Source organism: Clostridium sp. CAG:265, assembly GCF_000436575.1.
GTDB classification, from domain to species: Bacteria; Bacillota; Clostridia; order Clostridiales; family Clostridiaceae; genus Clostridium; species Clostridium lentum.
On sequence record NZ_FR886630.1, the window covers coordinates 1 to 22,967 of the forward strand.

Sequence of the window (22,967 nt, forward strand, 5' to 3'; positions counted from 1 at the left end):
CTACATAAATGATTTAAAAATCATTTATGAGACGTCCCCTTATTTTTTATATTATTTTCTTAATTATTTGCTTAATTGAGCTTTAGCAACTTCTACTAAATCAGCAAATGCTTTTGGATCGTTTATAGCTATTTCAGATAACATTTTTCTGTTCATGTCGATTCCAGCTAATTTCATTCCGTTCATGAATTTTGAATATGATAATCCATTCATTCTTGAAGCAGCATTGATTCTAGCAATCCATAATCTTCTGAAATCTCTCTTCTTTAATCTTCTTCCTACATATGCATTTCTTAATGCTCTTATTACAGTTTCATTAGCAGTTTTAAATAATCTGCTCTTTCCACCGTAGTAACCCTTAGCAAGTTTTAATACTTTTTTATGATTTTTACGTGAATTAACCGCTCTTTTAACTCTAGCCATTCTTAGTTCCTCCTAGGTAATAATATTATAGGTATGGTAATAATTTCTTCATTGCTTTTTCTTGAGTAGTTGAAACATAAGCACCTTTTCTTAAGTTTCTCTTTCTCTTAGCGCTTTTCTTAGTTAAGATATGGCTCTTAAAAGCTTTAGCTCTTTTAAGTTTACCTGTACCTGTCTTTCTAAATCTCTTTGCTGCACCTTTATGTGTCTTCATTTTTGGCATGATAGTAACTCCCCTCTACTTTTGTTTTTTTGGCTTATCTATATGTGCAAACCTCTTTATGAAAAAAATAGAGGCAGCATGAAGCCGCCTCTACTATTTATAAACACTAGAATATCTCTTTTCTAGATATAATTCAATAGCTCTATACCTTACTAAGCTCTGCCGTAAGGTGAGAAACGGCTTGTTTCTACTTTACAAACACTATTGTATCATCTTTTTTTCACCCTGTCAATTTTTTTTATATTTATTATATATAAATTTTTAGTTAAATAACCCTTTATAGTTTGTTTTTATAATTGTTTAACTTATATATATTTTTAATATACTATATACCTAATTAACTATTTATTCTTTTTATTTAAATAGAAACCTACACCTGCACTTACTACACCTATTGCAGATAAAATTTCTGAACTAACCACACTACCTGTTTTTGGCAGTGATTTACTTGGTTTGATTTCTGGTTTAACTTCTGGCTTGACTTCTGGTTTAACTTCTGGTTTCACCTCAACTTCTGGAGTCCCAGGAACTTCAACATTAGTTGGAATAGCAAATCCTTTTTGAGAAGTTGTTTCATTGCCTTCTAATGTATTCTCATACATTAAATAATAAGCTGATGCAGACCAACTGAAGTTTTTAGTATGTAATCCTTCTCCAGTTAATGGATTGTAATTTTCTCTTATTGGTCCATCTCCCATTAATCCTTCAGCATTATTGAACATCTTTTTAGCAGATGTCACTGCTTGATCATAGTAACCATAGTTCTGAAGAGCTTCAACTCCATATAAGGCTTGGTCTAACCAAACTGGTCCTCTCCAATATTGATTTGCACTGAAACTTGGATTATCTTGAGAAGCTGTTCCAAATGGTACAGTTGTATTGAATTTATTTCCATCTAACATATTTTCTACAACTTTATCTGCTTCTTCTTTAGTAGCCATTTTAGCCCATAATGCTATCCAACCTTCTGGTCCTTTTCCTCTATTAACTAGTAATTTCTTCTCTGAACCATCTTCATTTATTTGTAAATCATAGAAATATCCACTTTCTTTGTCAAACATATTTTTACTTACATATTCTCTTACGAACTCTGCTTCTTCAGTATATTTTTTAACATCTTCAGTTTTTCCTAAAACCTCAGCCATTGATTTTAAGAATCCTTTTTCAGCATAAAGGTATGCATTTAAGTCTACTGATTCTTGATTTATAGAATATCCTAAAACCCTTCCATCTTCAGATTTATTTTCAAATACATCTATACCTGTATCTTCTTCACCATATCCTCCAACATCAAATCTTGGAGCATTATCCATTCCACTTTCCCAAGCTGCTGCTAATATAATTTCTTCTTTTGAATTATTTAATTCATGAACCATTCCACCGTCTCCTCCTCTGGCTTCATCTTTGTTATAGAATATAGCATCAATTATTGTTCCAAAATCTTGTGGTCTTAATTTATCATCTTCTTTAATTTGGTAATCAAATAATGCTCTTATATTATTTTTAGCTAATTCTCCATCAAATTTTGCTGTAGCTACTGCTTGTTTCCCTGAATTCCAAGCTCACATTCCAATAAACCATTTATATGACATTGAAGGAACTACACCATCATGTAATATATCTCCTGCTGCACTTCTCCAGTTAGTAGTTAATGTCTCAATAGATTTTATAGCTGCATTTTTATAACTTTTATCATTATTCCCTTTTATATTAGCAAAAGTCTTATCTAAGTAACCTTGCCAACGAATATTATTTTCTTCAAAATATTTTTCTGAATTCTTAAACATATCTTGAATTTTTGATTGCTCTTTATTTAACTCCTCTGTTGTAAATGATTCATTTGACTTAATAACTACTGGAGCTATAAGGTTTGTTTTATAAGAGTTTCCTTCAACTATAGTTTTAGTCTCACCTTCATAATTAACTACAAATTTAGTTTCTTCTGTTGAGAAGTAGCTCCAAGTTTCTCTAATTTTAGAGAAGTTGACTTGCACTCCATTTTCAGTAGCTTGTAAGCTTTGTCCTAATTTATATACTTGGCCACCTTATTTTTCTTTGAATTGATTAAATATATTTCCTGTCCATTCTAAGTTTAAATTTAAATCTTTATCTGTTTTATTATCAATTTTAGTTCTTATTAATGCAGTTCTGTTAGAAACAAATATTAATTCTAAAGTTAATTTAAAATCTGTTAAATCATAAGTTTGAACTAATTTTCATTTAGATTATTTACATGTCCAATTTTCGGAGATTTTTTTGTATAAAAACAACTCCCAATAATTTCATGTTAAAATTTATTCAAATAAATTTCTCTATACTAACATATTTATTTTTTTTATATAAAATTTTAAACTATTTTTTAAATTTTAATTAAAGCCTCCTAAAAATATAAAATATCACCATAAGTAATCGTTGTCAAATAAATTCTACTTCTAAATATATATTTTGTGATAAGCTTTACACTTCAGCCTTAAGACTATCTATTATTTGAGTAGGAACTTTATTTATTTCTTCTATAAATTTATTTATCTTAATTCTTATTTTTGGTAATATTGGAAATATTGAATACATTTTTTATTAATGTTAGACTTATTTATATACATTTTTTTCTAGGAGGTATATTATATGGGATTTTTAAAACCTAATTTTGAAAAGGAAGGTAAAGGTGTTTCTAAAGATACACCTGAAAAGACTGGTTTCGCTTTATTTGTAGATACATTGATTAGGGAATTTTGGAATTTAATAAAACTTAATTTCTTATTTCTACTATTTTCTATTCCAATAATCACCATTCCAGCTTCTTTTGCTGCTTTAACTAATGTTTCTATGAAAATTGCTCGCCAACAACATATATTTGTATTTTATGATTTTAAGGAATCATTTAAAAAGAATTGGAAGCAATCTTCACTTTTAGGTATAATTTTTCTATTATTATTTTCATTAATAACTATTTCCTTAATTTTTTATTCTAATGCATCATCTAATAATAATCTTTTATACGTACCTTTATTTATTTGTATTTTTATTAATTTGCTATTGGCCTTTTCATTTATATACAGTTTCCCTTTATTAACAACTGTAAAATTATCCTTAAAAGATATTTTTAAAAATTCATTCCTTTTAAGTATAATTTCATTAAAAAACACTTTAATTGCTATTGCCCTAGCTATTATAATCTTTTCAATAAGCATATTTTTATTGCCATTTACAATTTTTATAATTTTCACTTTAAGCTTTAGCTTGATTGCCTTTGCCAATTCATTCTTTAGTTGGCCTGGGATACAGCAGTATGTAATAAAAAACTAAAATTAAGAAAGCAAATGAGACTAACAACGCTCATTTGCTTTCTTAATTTTACTAAATATTATATTTTGTACTTATTGGCTCAATTTTCATTAACATACTTTTATATTCAGGAAATTCTTTAATAATTCTTGCTATAAGCTTTTGGCAAAATTGCCTTCTTAAAATTTCATTAGTATTTAAAGTACTTTTATATCCCCATAAATGAGTATATCTTTTTTGCTTTCCGCTTAATAATCTCTCTATTGTTTCCATTTCATAAATCTTCAAATTCATCTTTTCTGCAACCATAGATATTATCCTCTGCTCAGCAAAAACCATATTAGTTATCCTATTGTCATCAACCTTTGCATTCTCCATAAATACTATGGCTGCCTTTGTATATTCCTTGATAAATTTTTTATCATTAAAATAAGCAAAAGCTGTATTACAAGGCTCTACTTTCCAGTTCCATGCATCATCAAAACTATACCCTTCCTTAAGATTAAAATATTCCTTATCTGGGTATACTAAAGGATCTATTCCTTCTCTATGAATAACAGCTAAACTACTTTCTTTTATTAATTCCTCTAGTGGCTTCCATACGATAAAGTCTGTATCTATCATTGCTATAGGCCCATCTTCCATGGATAAAGCATAAACTTTCCCTGCTGCCCAAAATATCTCCTTGTTTACTAAATCATATATACCATCTAATTTACATTCTATACCTAAATCCCATATAGCTTCTATACCGATTTTTTTATAATACTCTTTTCCAGTCTTATCAGTAACCATCTTTATACTGCCATTTTTTTCTCGCCATTTTAATGCAGATAATATGGTCATCAATATTTCATAATCCTTCATTTCATAAGTGCTACTATTTATTAAATATGGTGCTGTCCAGTTTGAATGAAATGCCTTCATTAATTAAATTAACCCCTCATATCAGCTCTACCCCATAGCAACAGTAAGAAGACCCTACTTTTGAGCCCTCTTTTTTTACTGCACTTGTTGAATAGAGTTTCTTTCTTATGTTTTCTTCTCTCATTATAAATAACTCTTTTTCATCTTTTATTGTGTATATCATCTTACCATCGTCTAATCTTATTGGATACCTTAACTTACTATTCATAAATTATATTCTCCTATAAATATGTTAATGCTATTTTAATAAACTTCTAATTATTCTTGTGGCATCCATATATTTTGCTATTGACTTACCATAATTTAACCTGTTTATTATTCTTGATAAAAATTCAGACATATCAACAGCATTAAACCATTTTGCTTCTCTAAGCTCTGGTGAAATATATGTTAAATTAGTTGAATATACTTTAGCAATTATTCCATCACTATAATATTCATTAAACTTTTCAAGTCCTTCCGTAAAGAAAGCAAATGTTGTTGCAACATAGACATTTTTTGCATTCCTCTTCTTTAATTCTAATGCTATATCAAGCACTGATTCACCAGAAGCTATCATATCATCAACAATTAAAACATCTTTCCCTTCAACTTCTCTTCCCATATATTCATGTTCTACAATTGGGTTCTTTCCATTAACAACTGTTGAGTGATCTCTTCTCTTATAAAATAATCCTACATCTACTCCTAATACGCTAGAATAATATATAGCTCTATCCATAGCCCCTGTATCAGGACTTATAACTAATAGTTTTTCCTTATCTAAAGATAAAGTATCTTCATTAGATATTAATGATTTTACTATATCGTAAGTTGGATATAAATTTTCAAATGATAATAGAGGAATTGCATTTTGCACATTAGGATCATGAACATCAAATGTTAATATTTCATCTACACCTAATCTTTCTAACTCTTGTAATGCTAAAGCACAATCTAAAGATTCTCTTCCTTTTCTTCTATGTTGCCTTGATTGATATAAAAGAGGCATTATAACAGTAATTCTTGCAGCCTTTCCTCTTATTGCTGATACTGTTCTCTTAATATCTTGAAAATGTTCATCTGGACCTTTATGATTAGTAAATCCAAACATCTTATATGTACAGCTATAGTTTCCTACATCGCATAATATATATATATCTTTTCCTCTAACTGTTTCTGGAAGTTTAACCTTACCTTCACCATTTGAAAAACGTATTTCATTTGTTGGTATTAATAAAGATTCTTCAGTATTTCTCTTTTGCTGTATAATTTTATTTACTTGCTCACCTAGTTCTCTACAACTTTCTAAAGCAATTATTCCTAGTTCATGATTTATTTCGCTCATTTTTTACACCCCTTCTTCTATCACTTTATTGCCCTTTAGTAATTATATACTATTTTTATATATTTTAAAACATACTTTATACTAAGCATTTTATGCTTTTTTAACTTTTATTAAATAGTATTCTATTGTATTACTCATTAAATTTCTATTAATTTATCATTTACTCTTTTAATATTCTTATTAATTATGTTAAAGTTATGTATATATTTATTATAATTAGGAGGCTAAAATGAAAATAAATTACGATAAGAAATTACTCACATATTCTATTTATGTCATATTTACTGTTATATCCATATTTATTGCTATTAATTTAATGTCTAATATAGGTTTAATATTTAAAACATCACTCTCATTATTAACAAGTTTTTTCTCACTAATTAAACCATTATTAATTGCCTTAGTTATTTCTTATTTGTTATACCCAATAACTAAGTATTTAGAAAAAGTATTTAAAGATAACAAATTATATAAAATAAAGAAAGAATCAAATAGAAGAATACTTTCTATAGTTTTATCCTATGTATTACTAATTGGACTAATTTTTGCATTAATATGCGGAATATATTTTATGATAGGAGGACAATTATCTAAAAATACAACTATTGCTAATATACTCTCAGATATTAATAGTTATATTAACAGTGCTTCATTTTCTAGCAACACTCTTCCTCAAGCTATTAAATCACTTAATATACCTTTATTAAATACTTTAGAGCCTTACATAGTTGATATAATAACTTCTATGCAAAATTACTTAATTACTAATATAGGAAATATGACTGCTAGTATCATGTCTATTGGTAGTAGTATTGCTTCCTTTTTAATTGCTATTGTTCTAAGTATATACCTTCTTAAAGATTCTGAATACTTCATTGGACTATGGAATAAACTTTATTATTTAGTGTTCAGGAAAACTAAAGCTGGCATATACACCAAGAAAATATTCTTAATAATTCATGATGTATTTTCAAAATTTATCCGTGGACAATTATTAGAAGCAGTATTTGTAGGTGTATTATCATCTATTGCTCTTATTATTGTAGGTATTGACTATGCTGTTGTAATTGGTATAATCGCCGGAATATGTAATATGATTCCATATGTGGGTCCTATTGTTGGTACAATTCTAGCAGCTATTATGGGACTTCTTAGTGGTAATCCTATTAAGATAATATATGCTATTATAGCCATGCTTATAGTACAGCAAATTGATAATAATCTGCTAGCTCCTAAGATTGTTGGTGAAAGCGTAGGTTTACATGCAGTATTTACGATGCTTGCCATAATAATTGGTGGAAATGCTTTTGGTCTTATAGGAATGCTTATAGCTGTTCCTTTAGCTGCTTCTTTTAGAGTTTTATTTAACATCTGGTATGAAAAAAAGGTTAATCAGATTTAAAAAATGAGCATCTGTTATATTTTTATACAGATGCTCATTTTTTAACCTGAATTTATAATATGTTCCTTCCATTGCTATCCTAAATGTTAAAAAGCATCAAGATAAACTAAATTATCTTGATGCTTTAAATTATTGTGCTAATCTTGCAGTATCTCTCGCTATCATTAACTCTTCATTAGTTGGTATAACATATACCTTAACTCTTGAATCGTCAGTTGATATTTCACCAATTTCTCCTGCTATTTCATTTTTCTTAGCATCTAAATTGAATCCTAAGAACTCTAATCCTTTTAAGCTTTCACTTCTAACTAAAGCTGCATTTTCACCAATTCCTGCTGTAAACACTATAACATCAATCCCTCCCATTGCACCTGCATATGCTGCAATTTGAGTTTTAATCTTATAATGGAATATATCTAAAGCAAGTTGTGCTCTTTCATTTCCTTCTTGTGCTGCTGCTCTTACATCTCTAAAATCTGATGAAACTCCTGAAACCCCTAAAACTCCTGATTTCTTATTTAACATTTCATCAACTTGTTCTATTGTATATCCTTTTTCTTCAATTAAGAAAGATATAACAGATGGATCTATACTTCCTGCTCTTGTTCCCATCATTATTCCTGCTAATGGTGTGAATCCCATAGAAGTATCTATTGATTTTCCACCTTTAACTGCTGCTAAAGAACAACCATTTCCTAAATGACATGTAACTATCTTTAAATCTTTAATATCTTTTCCCATGACTTCAGCAACTTTATTTGAAACATATTTATGTGATGTTCCATGGAATCCATATTTTCTTACACCATATTTTTCATATAACTCATATGGTAATGGACAAATATAAGCATTCTTTGGCATTGTTTGATGGAATGCTGTATCAAACACTGCTACCATTGGAATATTTGGCATTAATTCTCTACAAGATTCAATTCCGATTATATTTGGTGGATTGTGTAAAGGTGCTAAAGCAATACAGTCTCTTATTGAATTTAAAACTTCATCAGTAATTAATACTGACTCTGAATATTTTTCACCACCATGTACTACTCTGTGTCCAACTGCTGAAATTTGATCCATTGATTTAATAACACCATATTCTTCATTTACTAATGCTTCTAATACTAATTTTATTGCATCTTTATGATCTTTTATTTCTGTATTAATAACATGCTTACCTTTTCCTGGTGTCTTTTGTGTTAAAGCAGAGCCTTCAATCCCTATTCTTTCTACTAAACCTTGAACCATCGATTCTTCATTACTCATATCTATTAATTGATATTTTAATGAAGAGCTTCCACAATTAATAACTAATGTCTTCAACTCTCTTACTCCTTTTTTATTTCATGATTATATTGTACCTAACTATTATTATACTATAAATTTCAGGAAATTAAAAATAATTCATTATTCTAATCTTTCAGAATTGTCAATCAATTTTACTATTATATGCAGTATTAAATATTATTTAGCCATTCTATATATTCTTTATCACTACTTTCATTAGTTAACTTTTCTTTTAATGCTTTAAGTTCGTTTTCCATACCATATATCTTATAGATTTCTGGTATTAATCTCTTCTTAATTTCTTCATTCTTACTCTTCATCATCACTGCTAAAGTTTGCTTTTTAAACTCTAGATATACATTTGATCCGTATTCTTTACTTTTTTCAATTCCTGAAACAAGCATCATTTTAATAGCTTGATTTTCTGGATAAGCCATAACCATATTTAAATACCAATTAAGTAAATTTCTTTCACCTAAAAGTAACTCTTTATCTAAAAACTTTCCTTGAATTAAAGTTTGAGTTAACGAATGCCCTAATGACGCTAAATAATGTAGTACTTCCTTATCTTCTGGAAGACTATAAAACTCAATATTACTTTTCTCTGCTCCAGCTAGTTCACTTCTTAGTTCTTTTATCATTGCGTTAAATCTATTACCAAAATTATCTTTTTGAATGAACATCTCTATTTTCTTTGATGACTTATCACTCATATTATAAACAATATTTTTTATTAAGTATCCTATTTCTGCATTTATTACACTTCCTGTAATTACTATATCAGCATTTATTTTCTTACCTATATCCTCTAGAGCTGCCTCATTATATTGTTTATTTGTTATAACTGGACCGAAATCTTTAACAAATGGCATTACCACTTTATTATTATAATCTGTATAATAATTTATCATTTCACTTACATATAGAGGAATTCCTCTTGATAACATACTTGTCTCATTATCTTTTTGATAGCCTCTTATCTCTTTTTCTCTTACAGTTTCATCTGCATAAGGAAGAACTGCTATATTTCCTTTTACTTCTTTATTATTTATAAACCATTTACTTGTTTTAAGACCATACTGCCAAACGGGATTATCTAGTACCATCATATTTATTTGTACGTCTTTCTTTGCTGTAGATACTTTTTCTTCCACTTTAAGCTTATCGAACTTATTAGATATTTTAAGTAATACATTTTTTAAATCTGCTCTTTCTAACATCATCAATTTATTTAATAAACTTTCACCTTTTTGTATTTCCTTATTTTGAAGATACGCTTGTAATAAATTTAAACCTACTCTAATATCATTTTTATTAAAATCATATACTGGTTCAATTAACTCTATTAATTCTTTGCTATAACCTTTAGCACCTAATTCACCTGAAATTACAAGTAATGCTTCCTGTGTTAAATGCCCCTCACTTAAAGCAATTTTCAGAAGTTCTTTGGCACCTTCAATATTTTTTTCATTTAACTGTTGTCTTGCTAAAAGCAATTGTGGAAGCCAGCTTCCATTTATTTCACTTGCTCTTCTTAACGCATCAATATATCCTTCCATTCCATCTTTATCTTTACATATAGATGCATACCATGGAAGACCGTTGTTTTGATTTGGATTAATAGTAAGTCCTTCCCATAAAACTTCCATTGCCTTTTCTTTTTCATCTTTTCCATAATAACTCTTAGCTAAATTAGTAAGTATTGTTCCTGTCTTTGGATTACTTTCTAGATATTCTAATAATAATTCATTAGCTTTATTAAACTCTTTATTTTTTAAATAAATTATTGCTAATGTATTATAACCTCTTTCCTTTATTGTATCTATTTCTTTCAAATGCATTGCTGCATCTTCCACATCACTTATAAAATTGTTTTGAATTGCCTTTAGTACATCGTTATATAACAAATTAGCATTATACCAATGATTTTTTAAGGCAATTGGTAGAACTTTTTCTCTCCACTCATCCATAGTAATCTGTATTCTTTTTCCATTTTGGTCAATAATATTCATCATCTTTACATTTTCTTTAGAAGATTTATCTATTGAAATATTTGTTATCTTACTTTCTCCACTATCAGTGGAGCTATTAATCTTCTTCACATTTAAATCATTTACATCTTTTTTTTTAATTTCTTCATTAGTTTTTGTACCCTGTTCTTTTTTCCCTAATATTTTATTAAATAAACTCATCTAAATACCTCACTAAATTTTATATTATACACATTTATTGTACCATAATATTACAACTTTTTCTTTTATTAATTAATTTTTATTTATTACTATAAAAAACATTAAAGTTAAAGTTTTTTTACGTAAAAAAAGGACCTAAACTAGATCCTTCTTTTAAATATTATTTTCTCTTCTTATAAATTCCTAAACCACCTAATAATGATAGTACCCCAATTGCTTCCACTGGTATTGGTGCACCAGTATTAGGCAATGTTGAAGTTGATGTTCCCTTAGTACTACTTAATGTTGTAGGTGTAGTTGATATCTTATTAGCACTTCCTAAGCTTCCAATTGTTCCACCTGTTGTTCCGCCTATTGTTCCGCCTGTTGGCCAATTAATTGATGGCCAATTACCTGATGGTTTATTTATACTTATATCTATATTAATGTTATTATCATTACCAATATTAATGTCAGTATCAATATTAATATCGTTATCAGTATCTGGTAAATCAACATCTGGAAGTTCATTTTCTCCTAAAACCCTTACAACTGCTTTTCTAGTTCTACAACTATCAGCTGTAGAAACTGTAATATATGCTTTACCAGGTGCTATAGCAACTACATTTCCATTTCCATCAACTGTAGCTACTTCTGGATTACTACTGGTAAATACTACTTCACCAGGTGAATGTAATACATTGATTGTATAGCTTTCTCCTACATGAACAATCCTTAATATATTATCAATTACAAAAGGTTGTATTAATACATCTTCATTTATACTACCTGAATCTTCTGTAATGTCTGGTGTAACAGAAATATCTGGTGCTTCTGAAGTTTCTGGGGACTGTACTGATGTTTCAGGAACAGTTATTTCAGGAAGTTCACTTACAATTTGCTCTACTGCATCTTTATAAACATTACCTGCATTATTTACATAATCGCTCCAATTAAAATCAACTGTATTATTAGTTGTACCTTCTGTTGCACTTTCATCGGCATTATTACTAAATGAGTAATTATTAATATACTCTATCATCTTATTTTGCACATTAGATAAGGCTTCATCATTTACTGCTGCATTGGCTTCTATTGAAAATCCGCTAAAAGCAATTATTGCCATTAAAATTAATTTTCTTTTCATTCTTATTCCTCCCACAAATTAAAATTAAGCCTGCTTTAAATACCTTCATCCCCTTTAAACCAACTTTTATTTTTTAATATAGATTCACTTTCTATAGTTTATATTACCATATTTTATATTATTTTCCAATTATTTTTTTATTCCTTTTTAGAAAAAAGAACTGTAGCACTAAATAATTAGTGCTCAGCTCCTTTAAATTATCTATAGATTTTTAAATTTAGCTAATAATTTACTAAAAAATCCTTCATCATCTGTTTTAACTGTTTTTTTATTCTCTACTTTACTACTCTTTTTATTTTCTGCTTTTATGGCTTCTGTCCTCATAATAAATTTAATATTGCCAGTCATATTTTCATTTATTCCTGAGTATAATCCATAGTCATCTGCCATTTTCACTAACTCATTTTTTACATCTTTCAATTCCTCTATAGAATCTACTGCCTCATTTCCCAAATTACAAATTTGATCTAGCCCCTCTTCTTTTATCTGCTTTGTTCCATCCACAAGCTTACCTGTGGCTTCTAACACCTGTTTTGATTTATCTCTCAATGTGCTAGTACCACCTGCTAATTCACTACTACCTTCAGCAAGCTTTCCTACTGCATCACTTAACACTGATCCTCCATCAGCAAGTTCATTTCCTCCTTTTGCCAAGGCTTCAACGCCTGTACTTAATTCGCTTGAAGCAGACTCTAATGTCTTTCCTCCTTCTGACAAGCTATTGCTTCCTTCTGCCAGCCTACTTACTCCATCTTTCAAAGTACTAGTTCCTTCAACTAACTTACTACTTCCTTCCGCTAACCTATTTACTCCTGATTCCAATTCACCAGAAGCACTTTTTAAACTTGAGCTTCCTTCTGCTAAATTACTTGTTCCTACATATAATTCATTAGCTCCATTTACCAAATCATTACTTCCAGCATATAAATTAGTAACTCCTTCTTTAATTTGCAAAGCACTTGTATTTATATTATCTGCTCCATTAACAAGAGCATCGAAATTTTCCATAAAAGAGTTGGAGCCCTCTGACACTTCACTTAGCCCTCCCTCAAGCTGACCTGCTGCTAATAATGCTTCATTAGATTTACTTATAACTTCATCTATTCCTTCTCTTTGTGCTGTTGATACATAACTTAAAGAATTACTTATATTAAGTAATTGTTCTGCTGCCTCTGGATTTGATTCTTTTATAGCTTCATATACCTGATTTATTTGAAGATTTAAACCATCTATAGTATCAGTAGAATCTCTTAGACGTCCTATATCATTTATTCCTTCACTTAGTCCAATCTTAAGTTGGGAAGTGCCATCTTTTGCTGCCTTAATACCAAAATCTATTTTATTATATCCATCTCTTAAACTCTTTATACTAGATGTAAATCCATTTACCCCTTCTGTAAATATACTTTCTGAATCATTTAAACTTGCTAACCCTTCATTTAATGAAGTAGCGCCAGCAGCTAATGTTTGCATATTATCATTGACAGTATTTATTCCATTATCTACTGCAGTTATTCCTCCTTCAAGTCCTGGAATCTTACTTTGCAATTCATTTAATCCACTATTTAGTTCTGTTGTTCCATTATATAATTCCGGTGCTTTATTATTTATTTGACTAATACCATCATTTAATTCTCTTGCTCCATCACTCATATCCTTAATACCCTGAACTAATTCAGGAGACTTTCCATACAATTGATTTATTCCATCCCTTAATTCTATCATTCCAGCTTTTATTGTAGGAATCTTATCATTTAGCTGTGATAATCCACTATTTAAATCTTCACTGCCTGAAGCAGCCTTGTCTACCCCTTCATCGAATAAAATGTAATTTTCTTGTAACTCTTTTTGTCCATTTAGTAGTTCCTCTCCACCTTCTTCTAATTGATTTAATTTATCTTTTATATCTGAAAAAGATTCTACTTCATCTAATCCATCAAGTTCTTCATTAATAACTGTACCCACTAATGCTATATAAGGTACTTGAAAATCTGTAGTATTTCCTTCTATCTCTATACTATCCTTTAACTGAATATCAAAAATATTTTCCTTTTTCTTAATACCCTTGGTTAATTCATTTAAATTCAAAGACTCCTCTAATCCTGGTATGGAAATTAAAGTTATCATTGAATTGCTTCCATCATCTATAATCTTCCCTGCACTTACCTTAATATTAGAGAAAACATCATTAGGCAATATACATTCTGTGGCTGTCAATATTGGAAGATATATCTTTCTATCTTCTCCTTTAATCCTCTTTGTTTCATATTTATTATTCTTTACATTAATACTTATCTTAAATGATCCTTCTTTGCCTAAAACATCTTTAGGATCCACTTCTTTATTATTAAATTCATATTTTATTTCTATACTTAAAGGAAGCTCTTTTTCACTATTGCCTTCATAATATAATTCATTAGAATTAACATTCCATTTTAAAGTCTCACCATTTATCTTCGCTTTCTCATCACTTTTAACATTTTTTATATTACTCAAAGATGATTTATCTTCAAATTCACCTAATACCTCATCACTACTTATTTTATCTGATACAATATTACTTGTTGGTTTTCCATTTTCATCTAAAATTACATATACAGTTTCATCCTTATGCATTTCCCCTGCATAAGCAGTAAAATTACTCATTGTTGTTGCCATAACAACTAAAAATACTAATTTTTTAGATAATGACTTTCTTTTCATTTACTTTTCCTCCTTCTTACACATTATAAAAGATTTACTTGTTTTTACAATTATACCTTCAAACATTAATAAAACTCCTGGTAATACAAATAGTATAACTAGCATACTTATTATTGCTCCTCTGGCCATCAACACACATAGTGAACTTATCATTTCCAATTCTGAAATAATCCCTACTCCTGCTGTAGCTCCAAAGAATGTCAATGCACTAGTTATTATTGATCTTGATGAACTTTGTAATGCTTTTATCATTGCTTCCTTCTTATCATTAGTGTTTGATAACTCTTCTTTAAATCTTGAAGTAAGAAGTATTGCATAATCTACTGTGGCTCCTAATTGTATTGTTCCTATTACGATTGATGAAATAAATGGAATTGTGGTACCTGTGTAATACGGTATTCCAAGATTTATAAAAATAGCTAGTTCTATGGCTAGCACTAATAGAACTGGTACTGATATAGATTTAAATATGACCATAATTATTAAAAATATTGCTACTATTGAAAATATACTCACCTTTTTAAAATCACTATCGGCTATTGTTACAAGGTCATTGGTAAGTGGTGCTTCCCCTCCAACTAATCCTTCTGGATCATATTTCTTCACAATCTCATTAATTTCATCTAACTGCACTGCCACTTCATTGGTAGCTGATTTATATTTTGAATTGACAATAATTCCTTCATAGCCACCTTTCTTTACCTGTTCTAATAACTCATTAGGCAAAAAGTTTTCTGGTATTCTAGATCCTAATACAGATTCTAATGCTGCCGCCATGGTAACACCATCTACATTATTTAATTCTTTAACCATTTCTTTAACCTTATATCTATCTAAATCATCTCTCACCAAGATAATGTTGGTTGATACCATATTAAACTCATTCTTCAACTTATCATTAGCAACTATTGAAGGTAAATTATCTGGCAGTGACTCATCAAGATTATAATAAACACTAGCCTTTTCCTTACCTATAGCTGCTGGAATTAATATCAATAGAGAAATTAAAACTATTACTTTATGATGTTTAATAATAAAACTACTGCTTTTTTGAAAAGTAGGTAATATATTTTTATGTTTGTACTTATGAATTACTTTATCGAAAGTTAAAACTAAAGCTGGCAATATGGTAATTGTACAAATAACTCCTATAACAACTCCTTTTGCCATTACTAATCCTATATCTTTTCCTAAAGCTAAATCCATAACACATAGTGCTAAAAAACCTGCTACTGTTGTCAAAGCACTCCCCACAACAGATTCTATGGTAGCTTCAATAGCATTAGCCATGGCTTCAACCTTATTCTCTCTACTTTCCCTCTCCTCATCATACCTATGAAGCAAGAATATTGAATAATCCATGGTAACTCCAAGCTGAAGTACTGCTGATAAAGCTTTAGTTACATAAGATATATTTTCAAAGATCACATTTGATCCCATATTATAAATAATTGCTATTCCTATACTTGATAAAAAAACAATTGGTATCACATATGATTCCATGGTAATTGATAAGATTATAATTGATAATATTACTGCTATCAGTACATAAATAGGAGTTTCTTTATTGGCCAGATCTTTTGTATCCTTTATCACCCCTGCTACACCACTAAGAAAAGCTTGTTTCCCAGCAATCTTACGGACATCACTTAAAGCATTTTCTGTTTCAGTGCTGGCATCTGTGCCAGCAAATTTAATTATCATTAATGTGGAGTTTTCTGAATAGAAAATATCTCTGATATCTTCTGGTAAAATTTCTTTTGGTACAGATAAATCTATTGCATCATCAATCCAGATAACATCATTAACCCCTTCTACCTTCTTAACTTCTTCTTTTAATTTGCTTACATCTTTGTTTTCCATATTTTCTACTATAAGCATTCCTAATGATCCACAATCAAAATCATCTTTTAAAATAGATTGTGCAATCCTCGTATCTAATTCATCTGGTAAATATCCTAAAATATCATAATTAACATCTGTCTTTAAATATCCCAATACTGATGGTATTAATAAAAGAAATGCTATTACTAATATAAGCATCCTACTTTGGGCTATGGCCTTTGATACTTTATTCATCTCTATTCCCCCTCTCGTTGTGATACATTTTAAACTGACTAGTTAGTTTAAGCAAAAGGAATTTTATGGTATTTTTTTACATTTAATCTATCCAACTTTTATTTTGCTTGATTATCACTGTAATTCTTTATTAAACAGCTTATATCTTTGTTTTTAATTAGTAGTACTAATCTTTATTAACTTTTTATTAATTAATTTTAATTTTTTCTGTATCAAGCTAAAAAGAGCCTATTTCTTATAAAATTTATTTTTTATTATATTTACAAATTTGTAAAATTTATTTTTAATTAAGAAATATTTTTTAACTAAAAATAAATGTTTCAGACTATTCTATAAATTATGATATTAAAGATATTTTAATGTATACTATCTTTAGAGGTGATTTTATTATGAATAACAATTTAGATATCATTACTGATTCTGGACATGAAAAAATAGCCTTAGTGCTAAAGTCATTGATAGTTGGTATTATTACATCATTAGTTGTTATATTATACCGATTTGCATTATCATATGCAGAAAAAATAGCCTTTAATATTTATGAATATATTTCTAAAAATAAATGGGCTATTCCTCTATGGTTTTTAATATTATTTTCCATTGCATACATAGTTGGCAAATTAATGGATAAAGAGCCTTATATCAGTGGCAGTGGTATTCCTCAAATAAAAGCTATAATGGGTGGATATATAAAAAATAGACCTGTCAGTACCATAATAAATAAATTTATCGGTGGAACTCTTTCAATTCTAGGAGGACTTTCTTTAGGTCGTGAAGGTCCTTCTGTACAACTTGGTGCTTGTACAGGCGATCTGATAAGCAAGTTTTTTAAAAGTTCAAGGCTACAAAGGCGCCTTTTAATAAGTAGTGGTGCCAGTGCCGGACTATCAGCTGCTTTTAATGCACCATTATCAGGAGTACTTTTTTGCTTAGAAGAAATATATAAATATTTTTCTCCTGTTGTTTTATTATCTACAACAGTAGCTGCTGTATCCGCAGATTTTATTTCAAAACACTTTTTTGGCTTAAACCCAGTATTCAACTTTACTTCAACTAGTGCATTACCACTTAAAAATTATTGGATTTTACTTTTTCTTGGCATAATGCTAGGAGCGTTTGGTTCCTTTTATAATTGGGCAACATTACTTACTCAAAAGTTATACAACAAAATCAAGTTATCTACTTCTATGAAATTATTAATTCCTTTTGCTTTAGCTGGTATTTTAGGACTTACATTTCCAGTATTACTATGTGGTGGACATGCAGCTCTTGAAGAATTTTCTCTAAGTAATACATTATTGCTTTTATCTTTAGTTTTTATTGGTAAATTATTATTTTCTATAATTAGTTTTGGTTCAGGAGCTCCTGGTGGAATATTCTTTCCTTTACTTATTATTGGTGGATCAATTGGTTCAATATTTGGATATATATGCATAAATTATTTTTGCATTAATGAAACCTACTTTACAAGTTTTATTATATTATCTATGGCAGGTTACTTTACTGCCATTGTCAGAGCTCCTATAACAGGTATAATTTTAATTACTGAAATGACAGGTTCTTTCAATCATTTGCTTCCATTATCAATAGTATCAATTATCGCTTACATTATTGCAGACTTATTGAACAGTGCCCCTATTTATGATTCATTAATGGAAAATTTACTGCTTAAAAATAATATTAATGAATATCATAAACATAGCAAGAAAAAAACTCTAATAACAAATATGGTTCACTATGGCTCATTAATAGAAAAAATGTCTGTTAAAGATATTAATCTTCCAGAAAATACATTAATTGTATCTATAAATCGTGGTGAAATATCTATCACACCAAATGGTAATACAATAATTAAGGCTGGTGATGAAATCATTACCATGACAAATCTTAAAGATGAATGGAAGGTTAGAAAATTTATGGATGAATTAACAGAAAAAGAATATACAGACCCAATGGAGTAATACTTTAAAAAAATAAAAAAGCTATCTTAACATTTAACTTAAGATAGCTTTTATTATCCTCTATTTATCCATACTTTTAATAATTCTTGAAATATAGCTTAAAGTATGAAAATCTCTATCAATGTTTTCTTTTATATATTTCATCCCTTTAATTAAGGTTTCCTCTGAAAATCTTTCCTTTAAAATCATTATTGATAATCCGTTTATTGAACCTTCTTTTGTATCTAATACTCTAGATTTCTTAATATATTCATTTTCCATTGCAGAAAGAATTGCCATTTCTAATTCATTACTAATATCTAAATGTGGCATTTCATCATATACTCTAATCTTAGGACTGTTTATATCAAAATTCTTTGCTGTACTTAAATCACAACCTACAAAAGTTGTATTGATAAATTTAGCGTCTCTAAAATCTACATTTGCAAGACTTGCACCTTCAAAAATTGCATCTTCGAACATAGCTTCTCTAAATTTACATCCTTTTAAGTTTGAGCCTATAAATTCTGCTTCTTTAAAGCTACATCTATAAAAATTACATTTCTTAAAATGCGCTCCTCTTAAGCTGGTAAAATCAAAATTTGATCCTGAGAAATCACAATTATAACATTTACTTCTTTTTAAATTTTTATATACAAAATTTTTATTAATTTTACTTGTATTGTCATAAATAAAGTTTTCTGGTGTACTTCTATTTATTGCCATTATTACCTCCATACATATAACTTTTTATTGGTACTATTTAAATATCAATCCTTCTTATGTATAGTATATGTAGTTTTGGTAAAAGTCAACGAAATAATCTAAAAAGTCCTATTAAAAATCTCTTCTAAGTTGTGATTTTAATTTCTTCATCACTAAGTTCTATTCTTTTTTTCTTGGGCTCCATATATCCTTCTACCCTTGTAAATATATCTGTCTTATTCTCATTAGTATTTTCAATAACACATGTTCCTCCGTACATATTACAACTTTCTGATATATACTGTAACAATTCTACTGCACCTTTGGAATAATTTAATAATTTCACTCTAACTAAAAGCCCTCCAGGATTTAACGAAAACCTATAACTAATGTCTTCATTACCATAAATAAAGTCTAAATCATTAAAAACTTTAATATTATCCGGAAACTTTATATAATGAAACTCTACAATTGAAGCAAACCATCTTTTTATTTCAAAAAACATTTTTATGGTATATTGAATATTAGCAATCACTGCCTCAAACTCATTTTCATGTATTTCAATAACTTTTTGATACCTTTTTTTAGATATCTTTAATATGCTATTTAATTTAAACCACTGTTCTTCTTTTTCAATAGTCAGCACCTTAAGCTTTCTTTGTCTTTTGCTATTACTTTTTAAAATATAATTGAAAGTAATCCTAGGTTTACCTTTAAAATGCTTAACTGATGCTTCAAGTTCTCCAAAATCATTAGATTCTATATAACTAGTTATCTTGTCCATATTTATTTCTCCTTAGAAATTTCTTACTTTATTATCGCCTTATATTAAGTTTTCTTAATTATGTTATCAAAAAAACATATTTTTTCCTAATATATTTGATCTATATTTATATTATAACTTTATTTTACACCTTCTTATATCTAAATATATTACAGTTTTATTACATTTTTGTAATTCTATTTTTATAATTAAAAAAGAAAAGCATTAGGTATTTCCTAATGCTTTTCATGTTGCGAGATAATCCATAAGCGGAGTTCTGTATTAAGCAATCATCTATCTAGGCTTACTGTTGCCAGCAAGCTCAAGCGACACACCACATGGCGGGACGGGCCGCCCCATAAAGCCATTACTCGGTCTTGCTCCAGGTGGGGTTTACATAGCCGATATGTCTCCATACCGCTGGTGAGCTCTTACCATCACCTTTCCACCCTTACCAATTGCTTTAAGCAAACTCAAATCCTAAGATTTTCTGGCGGTATATCTCTGTTGCACTATCCTTCAAGTCGCCTTGACTGGCCGTTAGCCAGCACCCTGCCCTTTGGAGCTCCGACTTTCCTCTCCTAGCTTAAAGCTAGCAGCGATTGCACGTATCACTCGCAAGATTTATATTATCATAAATTCTATAATAAAACAAATGTTTTTTAGATAAATTGTAAAATTATAAAAAGCATTATTATTATTAACCAACTGTAAAAACTTATGCCAGATAATAAAAGGGTCAATATCATTAAAACCAATACACAAATGCGTGCTCTTGGATTTGGAGTACTTGGTAACTTAGGACTATTTTTAATAGCACAAATTACATCATTAACAGTATCTCTAACCACTTTGCCCCAATCTGTTTTTTTAGACATATGTTCCTCCATAAAAATCTTGCTTATAATTATTTATATGCAAAAATAGAGCGTAAATCGCTCTATTTAAATAAGTATTTATATAAATGTATATGGATCTTTACATTTTTTACTTTCTATAACTTCTACATCTTTAAAATCTTTATATAAACCTTCCATAACCTTTAAGAATATAGTCCACTCTGATCCAAAATGCCCTATATCTATAATGTTTATTCCCATTTCTTTATAATCTGAAGCAAAATGATATGTAGTATCACCTGTTACCACAGTATCTGCTCCCATTGCTACTGCTTTACCTATAAAATCCTGTCCGCTACCATTGATTATTGCAATCTTCTTAGCACTTTCATTACCTTTTACCAATCTTCCATGGTTAATCCCTAATGCTGCCATTACTTTTTTAGCATAATCTTCTATGGAAACTTCCTCTTCTAGCAAACCTATTCTTCCTATTCCAGCTTTATTATCTTTAAAATTTACTTCTATAAGCTTACTTTCTTTTAATCCTAATATTTTTGCTATAGTTTCATTCATACCATTTTTAGCACTATCCAAGTTAGTGTGAGCAGAGTATAAGGCTATATCGTGCTTTATAAGCTCCATAATCTTACTTCCCTGTAAAGTATCAGTTGTTATACTACTTGGCTTTCTAAAAATCAATGGATGATGAGTAATAATTAAATCTACGCCATTTATTTTAGCCTCTTCAATAACCTCATTTGTGCAATCAAGAGCAAGTAATATTTTAGAAATACCTCTCTTCTTATCACCTACCATTAATCCTACATTATCAAAATCTTCCTTGATATATTTAGGAGCAAAATCTTCAATTAATTTTATAATATCACTTAATAACATCATAACTATATCACCTTATTTTATAAATAATTCATCATGGAATTTATTATACTAATTTTTTCTTCTACTTCTTTCTTTCTCAAAATAGCACTTTCGCTATCTTCAGATATGAATCCTAATATTTTAGAATAATTTTCTATTTTACTTTCTAGATATTCTTTCATTAAAGGATGTTTTTGTTTTAATAACATTGGACTTACTTCATAATAGATACTGTCTAGTTCAGTTGCATGATCTTCTGCTCTTTTAACCTTAAATAATTCATAATAAACACCTTCATCAAAACATAAATCTTCTTTTATTATTTCATAATTATTTTCATATAAGTATTGTCTTAAAACTTCTGGATTTTGTGCTGGAACTAATATTAATTCTTCTAATGAATTTACCTTTTCTATATCAGCTTCAAGAATATCTCTTATTAAATTTCCACCCATTCCAGCAATAACAACTGAATTAGCTTCTTTAATTTCTAATGGTTTTAGTCCAGAACCTAATCTAAAATCTATTTCATCTCCAACTATACCTTCAAGAATAGCATTTAATTTAGCCTTATCTAAAGGATCCTTATTTATATCACATGCAATTACCTTATCAGCCTTTTCTCTTTCTAAAGCTAAAAGGGGAACATATCCATGATCAGTTCCTATATCTGCTAAACATCCAACTTTATCTAAGCTATCTACTATAAATTCTATTCTTTTACTTACATCCATTTTTCGTACCTCTTTTTCTTCGTATTTTAAAAATATTTATCTACAAAATAAACAATTTAATTTATTAATGTACATTTTAATATTTTTATTTTCTCATTATTTTCCATGAATCACAAAACATAAAAATTAG

General features: G+C 28.8%; 19 protein-coding genes, 1 other RNA gene, 1 pseudogene and 1 other annotated feature. Of the genes and pseudogenes, 3 read left to right on the top strand and 18 right to left on the bottom strand.

Annotated features, from left to right (window positions below; genetic code table 11):
• Positions 1 to 63 precede the first annotated feature (63 nt).
• The 4 genes and pseudogenes from rplT to Q5O29_RS08555 all read right to left on the bottom strand — a co-directional run.
• Entirely contained in the window at positions 64 to 423 is a 360-nt protein-coding gene (rplT, locus tag Q5O29_RS08540) for a 50S ribosomal protein L20 (RefSeq protein WP_022167232.1), read from the bottom strand.
• Positions 424 to 448: 25 nt separating this feature from the next.
• Positions 449 to 646: a 50S ribosomal protein L35 gene (rpmI, locus tag Q5O29_RS08545; RefSeq protein WP_022211151.1), complete on the bottom strand. Its 198-nt coding sequence runs from the start codon at positions 644 to 646 to the stop codon at positions 449 to 451.
• A 55-nt stretch (positions 647 to 701) separates the two neighbouring features.
• Positions 702 to 845 (bottom strand) — a sequence feature (ribosomal protein L20 leader region).
• Between the two features lie 142 nt (positions 846 to 987).
• Positions 988 to 2,022, bottom strand: a complete 1,035-nt coding sequence (locus Q5O29_RS08550) for a trehalase family glycosidase (protein WP_022212538.1) — start codon at positions 2,020 to 2,022, stop codon at positions 988 to 990.
• A 186-nt stretch (positions 2,023 to 2,208) separates the two neighbouring features.
• Positions 2,209 to 2,847: pseudogene (locus Q5O29_RS08555) on the bottom strand (hypothetical protein); the annotation flags it as partial.
• 424 nt (positions 2,848 to 3,271) lie between these two features.
• Here Q5O29_RS08555 and Q5O29_RS08560 point away from each other — a divergent pair.
• Complete coding sequence (locus tag Q5O29_RS08560) at positions 3,272 to 3,952, top strand: DUF624 domain-containing protein (protein WP_022212540.1); 681 nt, start codon at positions 3,272 to 3,274, stop codon at positions 3,950 to 3,952.
• Positions 3,953 to 4,003: 51 nt separating this feature from the next.
• On the opposite strand, the gene Q5O29_RS08565 is transcribed toward Q5O29_RS08560, so the two are convergent.
• Genes Q5O29_RS08565 through Q5O29_RS08575 form a run of 3 tightly spaced genes read right to left on the bottom strand, consistent with a single transcriptional unit; the run spans position 4,004 to position 6,185 of the window.
• Entirely contained in the window at positions 4,004 to 4,858 is an 855-nt protein-coding gene (locus Q5O29_RS08565; RefSeq protein ID WP_022212541.1) for a DUF6734 family protein, read from the bottom strand.
• Positions 4,859 to 4,874: 16 nt separating this feature from the next.
• Positions 4,875 to 5,066: a hypothetical protein gene (locus Q5O29_RS08570; protein WP_022212542.1), complete on the bottom strand. Its 192-nt coding sequence runs from the start codon at positions 5,064 to 5,066 to the stop codon at positions 4,875 to 4,877.
• A 30-nt stretch (positions 5,067 to 5,096) separates the two neighbouring features.
• The gene (locus Q5O29_RS08575) at positions 5,097 to 6,185 is read right to left on the bottom strand and encodes a ribose-phosphate pyrophosphokinase (protein WP_022212543.1); all 1,089 of its coding nucleotides are present in this window, start codon (positions 6,183 to 6,185) and stop codon (positions 5,097 to 5,099) included.
• Between the two features lie 229 nt (positions 6,186 to 6,414).
• On the opposite strand from Q5O29_RS08575, the gene Q5O29_RS08580 reads away from it, so the two are divergent.
• Complete coding sequence (locus Q5O29_RS08580; RefSeq protein ID WP_022212544.1) at positions 6,415 to 7,587, top strand: AI-2E family transporter; 1,173 nt, start codon at positions 6,415 to 6,417, stop codon at positions 7,585 to 7,587.
• A gap of 129 nt (positions 7,588 to 7,716) precedes the next feature.
• Here Q5O29_RS08580 and Q5O29_RS08585 read toward each other — a convergent pair whose 3' ends face one another.
• From Q5O29_RS08585 to Q5O29_RS08605, 5 genes are all read right to left on the bottom strand, one after another.
• Positions 7,717 to 8,910 (bottom strand): acetate/propionate family kinase, encoded by a 1,194-nt coding sequence (locus Q5O29_RS08585; RefSeq protein WP_022212545.1) that lies wholly within the window; start codon positions 8,908 to 8,910, stop codon positions 7,717 to 7,719.
• Between the two features lie 134 nt (positions 8,911 to 9,044).
• A complete protein-coding gene (locus Q5O29_RS08590; protein WP_022212546.1) occupies positions 9,045 to 11,066 on the bottom strand; it encodes a lipopolysaccharide assembly protein LapB in 2,022 nt (673 codons plus the stop codon).
• A 160-nt stretch (positions 11,067 to 11,226) separates the two neighbouring features.
• On the bottom strand, positions 11,227 to 12,192 hold the full coding sequence (locus Q5O29_RS08595; RefSeq protein ID WP_022212547.1) for an Ig-like domain-containing protein: 966 nt from the start codon (positions 12,190 to 12,192) through the stop codon (positions 11,227 to 11,229).
• 201 nt (positions 12,193 to 12,393) lie between these two features.
• Positions 12,394 to 14,895, bottom strand: a complete 2,502-nt coding sequence (locus Q5O29_RS08600; protein ID WP_022212548.1) for a hypothetical protein — start codon at positions 14,893 to 14,895, stop codon at positions 12,394 to 12,396.
• Positions 14,896 to 16,974, bottom strand: coding sequence for an RND family transporter (locus Q5O29_RS08605; protein WP_022212549.1), 2,079 nt, complete (start codon positions 16,972 to 16,974; stop codon positions 14,896 to 14,898).
• Positions 16,975 to 17,363: 389 nt separating this feature from the next.
• On the opposite strand from Q5O29_RS08605, the gene Q5O29_RS08610 reads away from it, so the two are divergent.
• Complete coding sequence (locus Q5O29_RS08610) at positions 17,364 to 18,935, top strand: ClC family H(+)/Cl(-) exchange transporter (protein ID WP_022212550.1); 1,572 nt, start codon at positions 17,364 to 17,366, stop codon at positions 18,933 to 18,935.
• Between the two features lie 60 nt (positions 18,936 to 18,995).
• Here the strand turns inward: Q5O29_RS08610 and Q5O29_RS08615 are convergent, their stop codons facing one another.
• The 6 genes from Q5O29_RS08615 to Q5O29_RS08640 all read right to left on the bottom strand — a co-directional run bounded on the left by Q5O29_RS08615 (position 18,996) and on the right by Q5O29_RS08640 (position 22,837).
• On the bottom strand, positions 18,996 to 19,640 hold the full coding sequence (locus Q5O29_RS08615) for a pentapeptide repeat-containing protein (protein WP_022212551.1): 645 nt from the start codon (positions 19,638 to 19,640) through the stop codon (positions 18,996 to 18,998).
• Positions 19,641 to 19,764: 124 nt separating this feature from the next.
• Positions 19,765 to 20,403, bottom strand: a complete 639-nt coding sequence (locus Q5O29_RS08620) for a hypothetical protein (RefSeq protein WP_022212552.1) — start codon at positions 20,401 to 20,403, stop codon at positions 19,765 to 19,767.
• Between the two features lie 229 nt (positions 20,404 to 20,632).
• Positions 20,633 to 21,000: RNase P RNA component class A (gene rnpB, locus Q5O29_RS08625), an RNA gene on the bottom strand.
• A 44-nt stretch (positions 21,001 to 21,044) separates the two neighbouring features.
• Positions 21,045 to 21,260: a hypothetical protein gene (locus Q5O29_RS08630; protein WP_022212553.1), complete on the bottom strand. Its 216-nt coding sequence runs from the start codon at positions 21,258 to 21,260 to the stop codon at positions 21,045 to 21,047.
• 78 nt (positions 21,261 to 21,338) lie between these two features.
• Positions 21,339 to 22,121, bottom strand: coding sequence for a Nif3-like dinuclear metal center hexameric protein (locus Q5O29_RS08635; protein ID WP_186834917.1), 783 nt, complete (start codon positions 22,119 to 22,121; stop codon positions 21,339 to 21,341).
• Between the two features lie 20 nt (positions 22,122 to 22,141).
• Entirely contained in the window at positions 22,142 to 22,837 is a 696-nt protein-coding gene (locus tag Q5O29_RS08640) for a class I SAM-dependent methyltransferase (RefSeq protein WP_022212555.1), read from the bottom strand.
• Positions 22,838 to 22,967 lie beyond the last annotated feature (130 nt).